Consider the following 14809-nt stretch of genomic DNA (forward strand, 5'->3'; position numbering starts at 1 on the left):
GATCGGCGCGCGCCCGCCCGCCCGCCCGATCCGCTCGGCCATCGCCCGCTGCGCCGGCGCCGGGATCATCCGGTCCTCCGTGGACACCAGGTACCAGCTCGGCTTCGACCGCCACCCCGGCTCCGTGACCGCCCCGGTCAGCGCCTCCATGCCCCACGGAAGCTGCGCGTCGGCCATGAACCGGACCTGCTCGGACGGCAGGTCGCCCGCGAACGCCTCCGCGAACCGCTCCCGGCCCAGGGTCGACGACCTGCCGTGGCTGGACCGGGCCAGCGCCGTCGGCATGGGCTTCGCGGCCCGCCGCCTCGGCGGCGGCGACCGCGCCGGCTTCCTCGCGCGTACCGGTCCGAGGACGGCGGCTTCTTCGACCACGGCGGCGTCACCACCCACCACCTGCGGCCCCTCGACCCCGTCGCGGCGGAAGAACTGCTGCGAGAGCGCTTCCCCGCCCTGACACCCCGCCTACGCGCCCGCCTCCTCTCCGAGGCCCGGGGCAACCCCCTGGCCCTGCTGGAGCTGCCCATCGCCCTCGCCGGCACCCGGCACGCCGCCACCGCGATCCCCGACGTACTGCCGCTCGGCCGCCGCCTCCAGACCCTCTTCACGGCCCGCATCGAGGCCCTGCCGCCCACGACCCGGCTCCTGCTCCTGTGCGCCGTCCTCGACGGCACCGGCGACCTCCACACCCTGCAGGCCGCCACCGCCACCGCCACCACCAGGGCCGGAACCGGAACGGGAACCGGACCCACCGGCGTCGAGGACCTGGCCCACGCGGAGCGCGCAGGACTCGTCTACGTGAACGACACCACCGGCCGGCTGACCTTCCGCCACCCCCTCACCCGCTCCGCCGTCGTGGAACTCTCCACCAGCGACCAGCGCCGCCGCATCCACCGCGCCCTCGCCGAACACCCGGCACCGACCGCTGGCCCTTCGAGCGCGCCCGCGTCCGGCTCGCGTACGGAGAACACCTGCGCCCGCCCCTGGGCCGCCCGCGCCGCGGGCGGACTCCGGGCGACGGGTGAACTCCACGCGCCGGGACGGTCCGCGGAACACGCAGACGAGCCCGGACCGCCTCACTCACACCCCGGCAACGGGAAATCGCCCAGCCCACCAGCTCTTCCCGAAACTGGGCATCACCTCCCGGGCCGCTCTCCGCGACGCGCTGGCAGAACGCGAACGACACACCCCGGACGACAATGCGACAGTGAAACCATGACCCAGGAATCCGCACCCCAGCCCTACGGAACCCCCGAAGTCCCCCGCGTGGCCGTCCGCGGCGAGGCCAGCCTCGAAGTCGATCCCGAAATCGCCCGCATCGGCATCACCGTCACCGCCCGCGGCACCGACCGGCGCACCGCACTCGAAGACCTCACGCGCCGCAACAACACCGTCCTCGAGCTCGTCAAGAGCTACGGCGACGCCGTGGAGGAACTCGAGACCGGCGCCTTCTCCATCAACCCGGAACTCACCCGCCACGGCCGCGCCGAACGCATCCGCGCCTACCACGGCCGCGTCCACGTCACCGCCGAACTCAGCGACTTCACCGCCCTCGGCGAACTCACCACCCGCCTCGCCGACCTCGAACTCACCAGCGTCGACGGCCCCTGGTGGGCCCTGCGCCCCACCTCGCCCGCCCACGGCGAAGCCCGCCGCCAAGCCGTGCTCGAAGCCGTCCAGCGCGCCCGCGAATACGCCGCCGCCCTCGGCGCCGACCTCGCCGCCCTCGTCGAACTCGCCGACCTCGGCGCCGAGAACGCCGTCCCGGCCTACCCGCAGGCGGCCCCCGGCGGCGGCATGCGCACCATGGCCTTCAGCGCCTCCGAGGACACCGCCCCGCCCCTCGACCTCGAACCCCAGCGCCAGACCGTCCACGCCCAGGTGAACGCCCGCTTCACCATGACCCCTCCCCAGCTGTGAACGCCCCCGCCGCGGCGAGCGCGTGGACCCTGGAGAGCCTGCGCGCCGACCACGCCCCCGCCCTCCTCGATTTCGAACGGCGGAACCGGGCCTACTTCGCCCGCACCGTCCCCGACCGCGGTGACGCGTACTTCGCCTCGTTCGCCGACCGCCACCGCGCCCTGCTCGCAGAGCAGGAGAGCGGCCTGTCCCGGTTCCACGTCCTCGTCACCCGGCAGGGCGAGCTGGCCGGCCGCGTCAACCTCGTGGACATCGAGGACGGCGGCGCCGAACTCGGCTACCGCATCGGCGAGAGCGCCGCCGGCCGGGGCCTGGCGACCGCCGCCGTCGCCGAGATCTGCCGCGTCGCGCGGTCCGCGTACGGGCTCTCACGGCTCGTCGCCGTCACCACCCTGGACAACCCGGGCTCCATGGCCGTGCTCCGCCGCAACGGATTCACCCAGGCCGAGACCGTGACCGTCGACGGCCGGCCGGGCGTCCGCCACGAGCGCCCGCTGACCCCCGCCGACTGATCGGAAACGCGTATCGGAGGGGTCCCCGGGGGTGCTCATCAGAGCACCCCCATGCACATTCAACAGTTGTCAACAACCTTTTGCCCAACGGTTGTTGAGTGGTCACCCGGAACCAATTTCCTACTGCCTGGTAGGGGCATACGCTCGCCCCATGCGCCGAGCAAAAATCGTATGTACCCTGGGCCCCGCCACCGACTCATACGACCAGATCAAAGCCCTGGTCGAAGCCGGAATGGACATCGCCCGCCTCAACCTCAGCCACGGCACCTACGCCGAACACGAGGAGCGTTACGAGCGCGTACGCAAGGCCTCCGACGAAACCGGCCGCAGCGTCGGCGTCCTCGCGGACCTTCAAGGCCCGAAGATCCGCCTCGGCCGATTCACCGAAGGCCCCGTACTCCTTGAACGCGGCGACGAATTCACCATCACCGTCGAAGACCTCGAAGGCGACCGCCACACCTGCGGCACCACCTACAAGGGCCTCGCCGCCGACGTCACCACCGGCGAACGCATCCTCGTCGACGACGGCCGCGTGACCCTCGAAGTCACCGGCGTCGACGGCCCCCGCGTCCGCACCCTCGTCATCGAGGGCGGCATGGTCTCCGACCACAAGGGCCTCAACCTCCCCGGCGTCGCCGTCTCCGTCCCCGCCCTCTCCGAGAAGGACATCGAAGACCTCCGCTGGGCCCTGCGCACCGGCGCCGACGTCATCGCCCTCTCCTTCGTCCGCAGCGGCCGCGACATCGAAGACGTCCACCGCGTCATGGACGAGGAAGGCCGCCGCCTCCCCGTCATCGCGAAGGTCGAAAAGCCGCAGGCCGTCGAGAACATCGACGACATCGTCGCCGCCTTCGACGGCATCATGGTCGCCCGCGGCGACCTCGGCGTCGAAATGCCCCTGGAGCAGGTCCCGATCGTCCAGAAGCGCGCCGTCAAGCTGGCCAAGCGCAACGCCAAGCCGGTCATCGTCGCGACCCAGATGCTCGACTCGATGATCGACAACTCCCGGCCCACCCGCGCCGAGGCCTCCGACGTGGCCAACGCCATCATCGACGGCACGGACGCGGTCATGCTCTCCGGCGAGACCAGCGTGGGCAAATACCCCATCGAAACGGTCAAGACGATGTCGCGCATCGTCGAAGCCGCCGAAGAGGACATCCTCGCCAAGGGCCTCCCGCCGCTCACCGAGCGCAGCAAGCCCCGCACGCAGGGCGGAGCGGTCGCCCGGGCCGCCGCCGAAATGGGCGACTTCCTCGGAGCGAAGTTCCTGGTCGCGTTCACCCAGAGCGGCGACACCGTCCGCCGCCTCTCCCGCTACCGCTCACCCATCCCCCTCCTCGCCTTCACCCCCGACCCGGCGACCCGCTCCCAGCTGAACCTGACCTGGGGCGTCGAAACGTTCCTGGGCCCCCACGTCGACTCCACCGACGCGATGGTCGCCCAGGTCGAGGAAGAACTCCTGCGCATCGGCCGCTGCGTACCCGGTGACGTCGTCGTCATCACCGCCGGCTCGCCCCCCGGGGTCACCGGCTCCACCAACCTGGTCCGCGTCCACCACATCGGCGACCCGGTCCGCTGACCCCCCGGCCCCCGGACATCGCGGATCCGGCGGAGTTCATGTCGTACATGTGGTCGACGCCGCCGGGTGCAATTCGCGCAGGTGGTGCATTTCGGGGGGCCGCGCCGAAACGAGTGAAGGTCACGCGGGTATCGCGTGACCTTCGAAATGAAAGAGAAGTACCCCGGGTCGGATTCGAACCGACGCTGAATGGGTTTTGAATCCATCGCCTCTACCGCTGGGCTACCGGGGCCCCTTCGAAACGAAGGATACCTAAGACCCTCCGTGCCACAAACATACAGGAGCTAGGTAGGCTCGTGGGAGCTGTTATGCCCCGCAACGAGGAGCCATCCGTGACCGCCGAGCACGAGTCGACGCCCACGCCCGACGCCGACCAGTCGCACGTTCCGCCGCTGACGACACGGGTCGTCATCGCCGAGGACGAGGCGCTCATCCGTCTTGACCTCAAAGAGATGCTCGAGGAAGAGGGGTACTCCGTCGTCGGCGAGGCCGGGGACGGGCAGACGGCCGTCGAGCTGGCGCGCGAGCACCGGCCCGACCTGGTCATCCTCGATGTGAAGATGCCCGTCCTGGACGGCATCTCCGCGGCCGAGAAGATCGCGGAGGAGTCCATCGCCCCCGTGCTCATGCTGACGGCGTTCTCGCAGCGCGACCTCGTCGAGCGCGCGCGGGACGCCGGGGCCATGGCGTACCTGGTGAAGCCGTTCAGCAAGAGCGACGTCGTACCGGCCATCGAGATGGCCGTGTCGCGCTTCGCGGAGCTGAAGGCGCTGGAGAAGGAGGTCGCGGACCTCTCGCTCCGGCTGGAGACCCGCAAGCTCGTGGACCGTGCGAAGAGCATCCTGCAGACGCAGTACGGGCTGACCGAGCCGGCCGCGTTCCGGTGGATCCAGAAGACCTCCATGGACCGTCGCATGTCCATGCAGCAGGTGGCCGAGGCGGTCATCGAGGACGCCGAGGAGAAGAAGAACGCCGCGAAGTAGTCCGTGCGTACGCGAGAGGCCCGCCACCGTTCCCGGTGGCGGGCCTCTCGCGCGTGAGGACTTCAGTCCTCGCCGAGGTAGGCCTTGCGGACGTCCTCGTTGTGCAGGAGCTCCTGTCCGGAGCCGCTGAGCACGATCTTGCCGATCTCCATCACGTGGGCCTGGTCGGCCAGCGAGAGGGCGGCCTGGGCGTTCTGCTCGACGAGCAGGATGGTGGTGCCCGTGGACTTGAGCTCGGCGATGGTCGCCATGATCTTCTGCATCATGAGGGGGGAGAGACCCATGGAGGGCTCGTCCAGCATGAGCAGCTTGGGGCGGGACATGAGCGCCCGGCCCATGGCGAGCATCTGCTGCTCACCGCCCGAGAGGGTGCCGGCGGCCTGCTTTCGGCGTTCGCCCAGGATGGGGAACATCTCGTAGGCGCGCTCGACGTCCTTCTCGATGCCGTCCTTGTCGGTGCGCAGGAAGGCGCCGAGCTGGAGGTTCTCGGCGATCGTCAGCCGGGGGAAGATGTGGCGTCCCTCGGGGGAGTGCGCCAGGCCCAGGGAGACGATCTTGTGGGCGGGGACCTGCGCGAGCGGCTTGCCGTCGAAGGTGACGGTGCCGCCGACCGGCTTGAGGAGGCCGGAGAGGGTGCGCAGGGTGGTGGTCTTGCCGGCGCCGTTGGTGCCGACGAGGCAGACGATTTCGCCCTCGTTGACCTCGAACGAGATGCCCTTGACGGCTTCGATCTTGCCGTAGGCGACCTTGAGGTCCTTGACCTCGAGCAGTGCGGTCACTTGGCCTCTCCGTCCGTGCTGGTGGTGCTGTCCGGGGCCGCGGCCGGCTCGGCGTCCGGCTCCGGCTCCGCGTCGGCGTCGGCTTCCGCCGGTGCCTCCGCCTCGGCTTCGGCCTCCGCGTGCTCCTCGGCGGCCTCGACCTCGGCGGCCTCGACCTCGGCAACCTCGGCTGCCTCGACCTCGGCTGCCTCGACCTCGGCAACCTCGGCCGCCGGGGCCGCGCTCGGGTCGCCCTCGAAGGGCTCTCCGAGGTAGGCGGCGACGACGCGCTCGTCGCCCTGGACCTCGGCCGCGGTGCCCTCGATGAGCTTCTCGCCCTGGACCAGACAGGCCACGCGGTCGCAGAGGTTGAAGATGAAGCGCATGTCGTGCTCGATGACGAGTACGGCGATGCCCATGTCCCGGATGGCGAAGATGAGCTCTTCGGCCGCGCGGGTCTCCTGCGGGTTCATGCCGGCGGTCGGCTCGTCCAGGAGGATGAGGCCGGGGTCGCTGGCGAGGGCGCGGGCGATCTCCAGCTTGCGCTGCTCACCGTAGGGGAGGTTCTTGGCGAGGTGCTGGGCCTTCTTCTCCAGGCCGATGAACTCCAGGAGCTCCATCGCCCGTGCCTCGCTGGCGGCTTCGGCCTTCTTGAAGCCGGGGCCGCGCAGGAGGGCGGACCAGAGGCCTTCCTTGGTGCGGGTGTGGCGTCCGACGAGGACGTTCTCCAGCACCGTCATGTTGTGGAAGAGCCGGATGTTCTGGAAGGTGCGGGCGATGCCGGCACTGGTGACCAGGTGCGGCTTGGGCGGCAGGACCGTGCCCTTGTAGCTGACGGTGCCCTCGGTGGGGACGTACAGCCCGGTCAGGCAGTTGAAGAAGGTGGTCTTGCCGGCGCCGTTGGGGCCGATGAGACCGACGATCTCGCCCGCGTTGACCTTGAGGTCCACGCCCTTGACGGCGGTGAGGCCGCCGAAGCGCATGGTGACGCCGCTGGCTTCGAGGACCGTGGTCGCCGTGGTGGTGTCTGTGGTGGTGGTCATGGTGTTCACGCACCCGCCTTGGCGGTGGCCAGGTCCGCGGGGGCCTGGTCAATCGTCTCTTCGTCGTGGTACTCGAGCTGCGCGCGCTTGTTGGCGATGAGACCTTCGGGGCGGAAGCGCATGAGCAGGATGAGGGCGATGCCGAACGCGAGGAGCTGGTAGTCCTGGAGGAAGGCCAGCTTCGCGGGGATCAGGAACAGCAGTGCGGCGCCGAGGATGGGGCCGCGGATGGTGCCCATGCCGCCGAGGATGACGGCGGCGAGGAGGAACGCGGAGTTCGGCGGGACGGGCCCGGCGAAGACGTAGTTCTCGGGGACGACCGTGCTGTTGACGTGGGCCTGCACCGTGCCGGCGAGGCCGGCGAGGGTGGCGCCGAGGGCGAAGGCGATGAGCTTGACCTTGAAGCCGTTGATGCCCATGGCTTCGGCGGCCGTCTCGTCCTCGCGGATGGCGACCCAGGCGCGGCCGATGCGGCTGTTGCCGGCACGGGCGAAGACCAGGATGACGACCGCCATCACGAGCAGCATCAGGAAGTAGTAGTTGGCGTAGGCGCCGAGGACGATGCCGCCGATGGTGTGCGACTCCCCGAAGTTCCACCCGAAGAGTTCGAGGTGGGGGATGTTCGGGATGCCGTTGGGGCCGTTGGTGACGTCCGGGCCGGAGGTGCCGTCGAGGTTGCCCATGGCGATGCGGAAGATTTCTCCGAAGCCGAGGGTGACGATGGCGAGGTAGTCGCCGCGCAGGCGCAGCGTCGGGGCTCCGATGACCACGCCGAAGATCAGCGAGGCGAGGGCGCCGACGATGACGGCCGCCCAGAAGGGGAGCTGGAAGCCGAAGGCGGAGGCGGTGCTTCCGGAGACCAGGGCCGCGGCGTAGGCGCCGACGCCGAGGAAGGCGACGTAACCGAGGTCGAGGAGGCCCGCGAGGCCGACGACGACGTTGAGGCCGAGGGCGACGGTCGCGAAGATCAGGATGTTCACCGCGATGAGCGTGTACGTGTCGCCGCTCTGCTGGATGAACGGGAAGGTGATCGCGGCGGCCGCGGTACCGATGAGGGTGACCTGGCGGTTCTTCGCGGTGAGCAGGCCGAGCCGGTCGAAGAGGCCGGACTTGAGCAGGGCGAAGGCCGCGAAGCCGACGATGATCAGGTACGTGACGAAGAGCTGAGGCTCCTTGTCGTCGGTGTCGATGCCGAAGGTGACCACGTAGAGGCCGACGGCGAAGGCACCGATGATGATGAGGATCTCGCCCCAGGAGGGCAGCTTCTTGGCGGCGGCCGCCTTGTGGCTGTCGTCGGGGAGCTTGTACGCGGCGAGGGCCGGGACGAGCGAGCCGATGAGGGCGACGTAGGCGCCGGGCTCCAGGTGGACGAAACCGCCGAGGACCACTGCGATGGCGATGACGGTGAACCAGGTGCCGGCGAGCGTGCCGAGCGAGAGGATCCACACGGGCTTGCGGGCGCCGGTGGGGGTGAGCCAGCGCAGGCCCTTGACGCCGAGCGCGGAGAGCGCGTGGGCGGCGGTGAGGAGGGCGCCGACGAGGCTCAGGAACTGGATGGGGGCCGGGCTGCCGTAGTAGGTGAGGTCACCGGGGAACTCGGCGGTCCAGGTCCAGGCGAGGAAGGCGCTGACGATCGTCAGCAGGCTTCCGCCGATGACCGTGTAGAGCAGTGCGGTGCGGGAGATGGCACCGGCGTCGGCGCCGGTGGCTTCGCCCTCGAGGGGGAGAGTGGCTTCGTTGGTCATGGTTCTCACGCCCGATCCGCGACGCGCTCACCGAGCAGGCCTTGTGGCCGCACGAGGAGGACGACGATGAGGAGTACGAACGCCCAGACGTTGGACCAGGCTCCACCGCCGAGCTGCGACATGCCGGGGATGTCTTCGATGTAGGCGATCGACAGGGCCTCGGCGAGGCCGAGGACGACGCCGCCGACCATGGCTCCGTAGATGTTGCCGATGCCACCGAGGACTGCCGCGGTGAACGCCTTGAGGCCGAGGATGAAGCCCATCTCGAAGTTGATCTGACCCTTGTCGAGGCCGTAGGCGACCGCGGCGACGGCGGCGAACGCGGCACCGATGGCGAAGGCCATGACGATGATGCGGTCGGTGTTGATGCCCATCAGCTTCGCGGTGTCCGGGTCCTGCGCGGTGGCCTGCATGGCGCGGCCGCTGCGGCTCTTCTGGACGAAGATGCCGAGGGCGAGCATGCAGAGCGGGGCGAGGATGAGGACGAAGAGGTCCGCGCGCTGGATGGCCAGGCTATCGGTGATCTTGAAGGCTTCACCCTTGAACTCGGGGAAGCTGACGGCCTTCTTGGCGTCCGGGTAGAACTGCCAGACGAGCTGCTGGAGCGCGATCGAGAGGCCGATTGCGGTGATGAGGGGGGCGAGCCGGGGAGCGCTGCGCAGGGGACGGTACGCGAAGCGTTCGGCTGCGGTGGCTACGGCGACGGAGGCGAGTGCGCCTCCGACGATCATGACGGGGATCGCGATCAGCAGGGAGGTGCCGGTCGGGAGTGCGGCGTAGGCGGTGAGCGCGCCGAAGCCGCCGATCATGAAGATCTCGCCGTGGGCGAAGTTGATGAGCTGGACGATGCCGTAGACCATGGTGTACCCGATGGCTATGAGGCCATAAAGGGCACCGAGGGCAAGGCCGTTGGCCAGCTGTTGCGGCAGTTCGTGCACCGCAGGGCCTCCGATGAGCGTGTCGGATAAGACTCCGCGCGAGGGCGCTGTTGCGCCCTCGCGCGGTGGGTTTGGTTCAGGTGCGGCTGGTGATGCGGGGGTCCTGCGGGATTACTGGTTGAACGTGTCGCTCTTGACGTCGACCCACTTGCCGCCCTCGACCTTGTAGACCGTGAGCTGCTTGTTGGTGGTGTCGCCGTACTCGTCGAAGGCGACCTTGCCGGTCACACCCTCGAAGGACACCTTGCCGAGAGCCTCGACGACCTTGGCGCGGGCGTCGGTGGGGAGCTTGCCGCCGTTGGCGGCGACGACGGCCTTGACGGCCTGGACGACGGACCAGCCGGCGTCGTAGGAGTAGCCGCCGTAAGCCGCGTAGGGGTCCTTGTAGCCGCCGGCCTGGTAGTCGGCGATGAAGGTCTTGGCGGTGGGCAGCTTCTCGACCGGGTAACCGATGGAGGTGGAGAGGTCGCCCTCGTTGGCCTCGCCGGAGGCGGTGATGAAGGCGGGGTCCTGGATGCCGTCGCCGCCCATGAGCGGGATGTTGGCTCCGGCCTTCTTGACCTGGTCGGCGAGGAGGCCGCCCTCGGGGTACTGGCCGCCGAAGTAGACGGAGTCGGCGCCGGAGGACTTGACCTTGTCGGCGGTGGAGGAGAAGTCGGTCTCCTTCACGGTGACGTGGTCGGTGCCGACGACCTCGCCGCCGAGCTTCTTGAACTCGTCGGAGAAGATCGCGGCGAGACCGGCGCCGTAGGTCTGCTTGTCGTCGACGACGAAGACCTTCTTCTTGCCGGCGTCCTTGAAGAGGTACTGGGCGGCGAACTTGCCCTGGACCACGTCGGTGGCGGCGGTGCGGAAGTAGGTCTTGAAGGGGCGCTTGAACTCGCCCTTGCCCCAGTTGTCGCCCTGGCTGAGCGCGGGGTTGGTGTTGGCGGGCGAGACCTGCGCCAGGTTGGCGGAGGCGAAGACGCCCTGCATCTGCTGCGCGACGCCGGAGTTCAGCGGGCCGACGACGCCGACGACGTCCTTGTTGCCGACGAGCTTGGTGGCGTTGGCCTGGCCGGAGGCGGGGACCGCCTGGTCGTCGAGGGCTTCGACCTTGAACTCGATGCCGGGGACCTCGTTGTTCTTGTTGGCCGTCTTGGCCGCGAGGTCTACCGAGTTCTTGATGCCCTGGCCGAGCGCGGAGAGCGAGCCGGTGAGGGGGGCGTCCACGCCGATGACGACGACGGTCTTGGCGCCGTCGGCCTTGTCCCCGCCGGTCTTGGCCTCATCGCGCGAGCCGCAGGCGGTGAGGGTCAGTGCTCCCGTGGTGATCACGGTGGTGAGGACGAGCAAAGAACGGTGTCGCACGATTCTTCCTTTCCCTGGCGCGGCCCCCTCAGATGAGGTGCCGTTAGGTCGCCGGGCCGCACTGGGATGTCCACGGCCGTGCCGGGTTGCGCCCTGTGGCGCGGTGACTGGCCGTGACTCTAGGCCGAGGTGGCGAGTGCGGGGAGCGGGGAAAGGAGGATGTGACTGTCTTGTTATGCCGAGGCCAAGAATGTGTGGCGGGAGTACGGACAAGTCGGACGTTTAGCCACTTCGGGGAATGTCCGCATGGTGAGAATTCCCCGTTCCCCTAAGGGGCTTGAGGGGTTCATGCTCCTGTCATTGATCAAAAGGGCCCCAATGTCGCTGACTGTGTCCGAAAGAATCCGGCGGGTTGCATTCCGCGGGGGTAAAACGGGATTCTGTGGGGCGTCGGCATTACTGTGGGTAATTTCTGCCCTTGATCCACTTCAGGTGGATCGATCTTGGTCGGGGGGTGCGGAAGGCTTCCGACCTGCGGATCGGGTCCGCGCGGCCCGGCGCCCGGAAGTCGGACAGCGCGCGCGGGATTCCGGTCACCCGGGCGGGCTCGCGGGTCGCCAGTTCTCGGAGCTCCAGGTTGCCCCGTTCTGTTCGGCGCAGCGCTGTGCGGTGAGCCGGTCGGCGAGCTCAAGTGCCTTGTCCAGACCGGCAGTTCGCTCCTCGGCGCGACCTGCGGCCACGACTTCCTCGTGGATCTTGTACTGGTCGTTGGACATGCCCTTCTGCTCCCAGTCGAGCCCGGCCCACTTGCCGCCCTTGAGGGCCTCCTTCGCCCAGTAGGACACCAGGCTCGTGCAGATCTGGGCGGGTGAGGAGGGGCTGGAAACGGGCGTCGGCGTGGTCCGTGGGGCGGGTGGGGCGGTTGTGGAGCATCCGGACAGGGCGAGTGCCGCCAGGAGTGCTGCGGCCCCGCAGCGGGCCGCGGTGCGTGGCTGGGTCCCCATGAAGGGAAGGTAGGCCGTCACCTTCGGTGACACAACAGTCGTCGCGGCGCAGGGCGCGGACTGGCGGATTCCGGGCGGTTGCCGGCCCCGTACGCGCCGCAGGCCCGGGCCCGGCCCCTGGGCGGGGCGGGATCCGGGCCTGCGGGGCTCTTCGCGGGCGGGTCAGGCCCCGGCGGCGGGGTCCGCGTCGCGGAGCAGGCAGGTCAGGCGGGCGGTGCACACGCGCCGGTCCTGCTCGTCGCTGATGACGATCTCGTACGTGGCGGTGGAGCGGCCGCGGTGCACGGGGGTGGCGACGCCGGTGACCAGGCCGGAGCGCACGCCGCGGTGGTGGGTGCAGTTCAGGTCCACGCCGACGGCGATCTTGTTGATGCCGCCGTGCATCATGGCGCCGACCGAGCCGAGGGTCTCGGCGAGCACGGCCGAGGCGCCGCCGTGCAGCAGCCCGTACGGCTGGGTGTTGCCCTCGACGGGCATGGTGGCGACGACGCGCTCCGCCGAGGCCTCCAGGACGCGGATGTCCATCCGCTCGCCGAGGTGGCCCGCCGAGAACAGCGAGGGCAGGTCGATGCCCAGGGCCGCGTACTCGTCGAGGACCTCCTGCGGGAACTTCACAGCGTGCTTCTCGCCCATGGGCAGGCTCCGTTCGTGTGTCAACGCTCGTTAACCGTCTTGTCCTGAGGTCGTTTTATCAGGCCGGTTCGAAGCGGACGACGACGGACTTGCTCGCGGGGGTGTTGCTGGTGTCCGCCGTGGAATCGAGCGGGACCAGCACGTTGGTCTCGGGGTAGTACGCGGCCGCGCAGCCCCGGGCGGTCGGGTAGTGCACGACGCGGAAACCGGGCGCGCGCCGCTCGACCCCGTCCTTCCACTCGCCGACCAGGTCCGTGTACGAGCCGTCCGCGAGGCCGAGCTCGGCCGCGTCCTCGGGGTTGACCATCACCACGCGGCGGCCGCCGGTGATCCCGCGGTAGCGGTCGTCGAGGCCGTAGATGGTGGTGTTGTACTGGTCGTGGCTGCGCAGGGTCTGCAGGAGCAGCCGGCCCGCGGGGATCTTCGGGTACTCCACGGCGGCGGCGGTGAAGTTCGCCTTGCCGGTCTTGGTGGGGAAGCGGCGCTCGTCGCGCGGGGCGTGCGGGAGGCGGAAGCCCCCGGGGCGGGCCGCGCGGGCGTTGAAGTCCTCGAAGCCGGGGATCACGCGGGAGATCCGGTCGCGGATGGCCGCGTAGTCCCGCTCGAACTCCTCCCACGGGGTGGCGGAGGCGGCGCCGAGGACGGCGCGGGCCATCCGGGCGACGATCGCGGGCTCGGAGAGCAGGTGCGGGGAGGCGGGGGCGAGGTTGCCGCGGGAGGCGTGGACCATGCCCATCGAGTCCTCGACGGTGACGAACTGCACGGTGCCCTTCTTGCCGAGAGCGCTCGCCTGTACGTCCTTGTCGGTGCGGCCGAGGGTGGGCAGGATCAGGGCGCGCCGGCCGGTGACCGCGTGGGAGCGGTTGAGCTTGGTGGAGACGTGGACGGTCAGGGAGGCGCGGCGGATCGCGGCCTCGGTGACGTCGGTGTCGGGGGTGGCGCCGACGAAGTTCCCGCCCATGGCGAAGAGGACCTTGGCCTCGCCGTCGCGCAGGGCCTGGATGGAGCGCACGACGTCGTAGCCGTGGCCGCGCGGCGAGGTGATGCCGAATTCCTTGTCGAGCGCGTCGAGGAAGGCGGGCGCGGGGCGCTCGAAGATCCCCATGGTGCGGTCGCCCTGGACGTTGGAGTGGCCGCGGACGGGGCAGACGCCCGCGCCGGGGCGGCCGATGTTGCCGCGCAGCAGGAGCAGGTTGACGACCTCGCGGATGGTGGCGACGGAGTGCTTGTGCTGGGTGAGGCCCATGGCCCAGCAGACGATGGTGCGCTCCGAGGCCAGGATCATGGCCAGCGCCCGCTCGATCTCGGGGCGGGTGAGGCCGGTCGCGGTGAGGGTCTCGTCCCAGTCGGCTTCCCCGGCGGCGGCCGCCAGCTCCTCGTAGCCGTGGGTGTGCTCGCGGATGAAGGCCTCGTCGGTGGCGCCCCCGGTCTCGATGACGAGCTTGTTGAGGAGGCGGAAGAGGGCCTGGTCGCCGCCGATGCGGATCTGCAGGAAGAGGTCGTTCAGGGCGGTGCCCTTGAGCATGCCGACCGGGGTCTGGGGGTTCTTGAACCGCTCCATGCCGGCCTCGGGCAGCGGGTTCACCGAGATGATCTTCGCGCCGGAGGACTTGGCCTTCTCCAGGGCGGAGAGCATGCGGGGGTGGTTGGTGCCCGGGTTCTGTCCGGCGACGATGATCAGGTCGGCCTGGTGGAGGTCTTCGAGGCTGACGCTGCCCTTGCCGATGCCGATGGTCTCGTTCAGCGCGGAGCCCGAGGACTCGTGGCACATGTTCGAGCAGTCGGGCAGGTTGTTGGTGCCGAACTCGCGGGCGAAGAGCTGGAAGAGGAACGCGGCCTCGTTGCTGGTGCGGCCCGAGGTGTAGAAGAGGGCCTCGTCGGGGGAGCCGAGGGCCGTCAGCTCCTCGGCGATGATCTCGAAGGCCCGCTCCCAGGGGACGGCCTCGTACCGGTCGGCGCCCTCGGGCAGGTACATCGGCTCGGTGATGCGGCCCTGCTGGCCCAGCCAGTACCCGGAGCGGCCGGCGAGGTCGGCCAGCGGGTGCTCGGCGAAGAAGTCCGGGGTGACCCGGCGCAGCGTGGCCTCCTCGGCGACGGCCTTGGCGCCGTTCTCGCAGAATTCGGCCGTGTGCCGCTTGTCGCCCTCGGGCCAGGCGCAGCCCGGGCAGTCGAAGCCGTCCTTCTGGTTGACCTTGAGCAGGGTGCGCGCGGTACGGGCGACGCCCATCTGCTGCTGCGCGATCCGCAGGGTGTGCCCGATGGCGGGCAGGCCGGCCGCGGCGCGCTTGGGGGGCGCCACCTGCGGCGCGTGCTGTACGGGATCATCTGCGGGCGGCTTGGCGGCCATGGCGCTCCCCTTTGAGCAGTCGAGCATCGCGGCGTCGGCCGCTGTGGGTATTCGCGTAGG

13 protein-coding genes and 1 tRNA gene are annotated in these 14809 nt (G+C 69.8%); 4 read left to right on the top strand and 10 right to left on the bottom strand.

Features of this window, described 5'->3' with window-relative positions:
• Nucleotides 1-285: alpha/beta fold hydrolase (locus K7B10_RS29330; RefSeq protein ID WP_372481482.1), on the bottom strand; the 285-nt coding region annotated here is incomplete at its 3' end.
• Between the two features lie 927 nt (nt 286-1212).
• Between K7B10_RS29330 and K7B10_RS29335 the strand changes: the two genes are divergently transcribed.
• The 3 genes from K7B10_RS29335 to pyk all read left to right on the top strand — a co-directional run bounded on the left by K7B10_RS29335 (nt 1213) and on the right by pyk (nt 4008).
• Complete coding sequence (locus K7B10_RS29335; protein ID WP_229345498.1) at nt 1213-1917, top strand: SIMPL domain-containing protein; 705 nt, start codon at nt 1213-1215, stop codon at nt 1915-1917.
• Nucleotides 1914-2429: a GNAT family N-acetyltransferase gene (locus K7B10_RS29340; protein ID WP_229340625.1), complete on the top strand. Its 516-nt coding sequence runs from the start codon at nt 1914-1916 to the stop codon at nt 2427-2429. Before K7B10_RS29335 ends, K7B10_RS29340 begins: the two co-directional genes overlap by 4 nt.
• Nucleotides 2430-2580: 151 nt before the next feature.
• Nucleotides 2581-4008 (top strand): pyruvate kinase, encoded by a 1428-nt coding sequence (pyk, locus tag K7B10_RS29345; RefSeq protein ID WP_229340627.1) that lies wholly within the window; start codon nt 2581-2583, stop codon nt 4006-4008.
• A 159-nt stretch (nt 4009-4167) separates the two neighbouring features.
• Here pyk and K7B10_RS29350 read toward each other — a convergent pair.
• Nucleotides 4168-4240: transfer RNA gene (locus K7B10_RS29350), tRNA-Leu, on the bottom strand.
• 76 nt (nt 4241-4316) lie between these two features.
• Here K7B10_RS29350 and K7B10_RS29355 point away from each other — a divergent pair.
• Nucleotides 4317-4991 carry an ANTAR domain-containing response regulator gene (locus K7B10_RS29355; protein WP_051696134.1) on the top strand — a complete coding sequence of 225 codons (675 nt, stop codon included), beginning with the start codon at nt 4317-4319 and terminating at the stop codon, nt 4989-4991.
• A gap of 62 nt (nt 4992-5053) precedes the next feature.
• Here K7B10_RS29355 and K7B10_RS29360 read toward each other — a convergent pair whose 3' ends face one another.
• The 8 genes from K7B10_RS29360 to K7B10_RS29395 all read right to left on the bottom strand — a co-directional run bounded on the left by K7B10_RS29360 (nt 5054) and on the right by K7B10_RS29395 (nt 14749).
• Complete coding sequence (locus K7B10_RS29360) at nt 5054-5770, bottom strand: ABC transporter ATP-binding protein (RefSeq protein WP_229340629.1); 717 nt, start codon at nt 5768-5770, stop codon at nt 5054-5056.
• Complete coding sequence (locus K7B10_RS29365; protein ID WP_229340631.1) at nt 5767-6792, bottom strand: ABC transporter ATP-binding protein; 1026 nt, start codon at nt 6790-6792, stop codon at nt 5767-5769. The genes K7B10_RS29360 and K7B10_RS29365 overlap by 4 nt, the downstream gene beginning before the upstream one ends.
• A 5-nt stretch (nt 6793-6797) precedes the next feature.
• Nucleotides 6798-8537 carry a branched-chain amino acid ABC transporter permease gene (locus tag K7B10_RS29370; RefSeq protein WP_229340633.1) on the bottom strand — a complete coding sequence of 580 codons (1740 nt, stop codon included), beginning with the start codon at nt 8535-8537 and terminating at the stop codon, nt 6798-6800.
• Between the two features lie 5 nt (nt 8538-8542).
• Nucleotides 8543-9475, bottom strand: coding sequence for a branched-chain amino acid ABC transporter permease (locus K7B10_RS29375; RefSeq protein ID WP_030155821.1), 933 nt, complete (start codon nt 9473-9475; stop codon nt 8543-8545).
• Between the two features lie 111 nt (nt 9476-9586).
• Nucleotides 9587-10825 carry a branched-chain amino acid ABC transporter substrate-binding protein gene (locus K7B10_RS29380; protein ID WP_099893322.1) on the bottom strand — a complete coding sequence of 413 codons (1239 nt, stop codon included), beginning with the start codon at nt 10823-10825 and terminating at the stop codon, nt 9587-9589.
• A 533-nt stretch (nt 10826-11358) separates the two neighbouring features.
• Entirely contained in the window at nt 11359-11769 is a 411-nt protein-coding gene (locus K7B10_RS29385) for a hypothetical protein (protein ID WP_229340635.1), read from the bottom strand.
• A 162-nt stretch (nt 11770-11931) separates the two neighbouring features.
• On the bottom strand, nt 11932-12402 hold the full coding sequence (locus tag K7B10_RS29390; protein WP_229340637.1) for a PaaI family thioesterase: 471 nt from the start codon (nt 12400-12402) through the stop codon (nt 11932-11934).
• 58 nt (nt 12403-12460) lie between these two features.
• Nucleotides 12461-14749: an FdhF/YdeP family oxidoreductase gene (locus tag K7B10_RS29395; RefSeq protein WP_229340639.1), complete on the bottom strand. Its 2289-nt coding sequence runs from the start codon at nt 14747-14749 to the stop codon at nt 12461-12463.
• Nucleotides 14750-14809: the final 60 nt, after the last annotated feature.

This window comes from Streptomyces flavotricini, from assembly GCF_020639365.1.
Taxonomy (GTDB): domain Bacteria; phylum Actinomycetota; class Actinomycetes; order Streptomycetales; family Streptomycetaceae; genus Streptomyces; species Streptomyces flavotricini.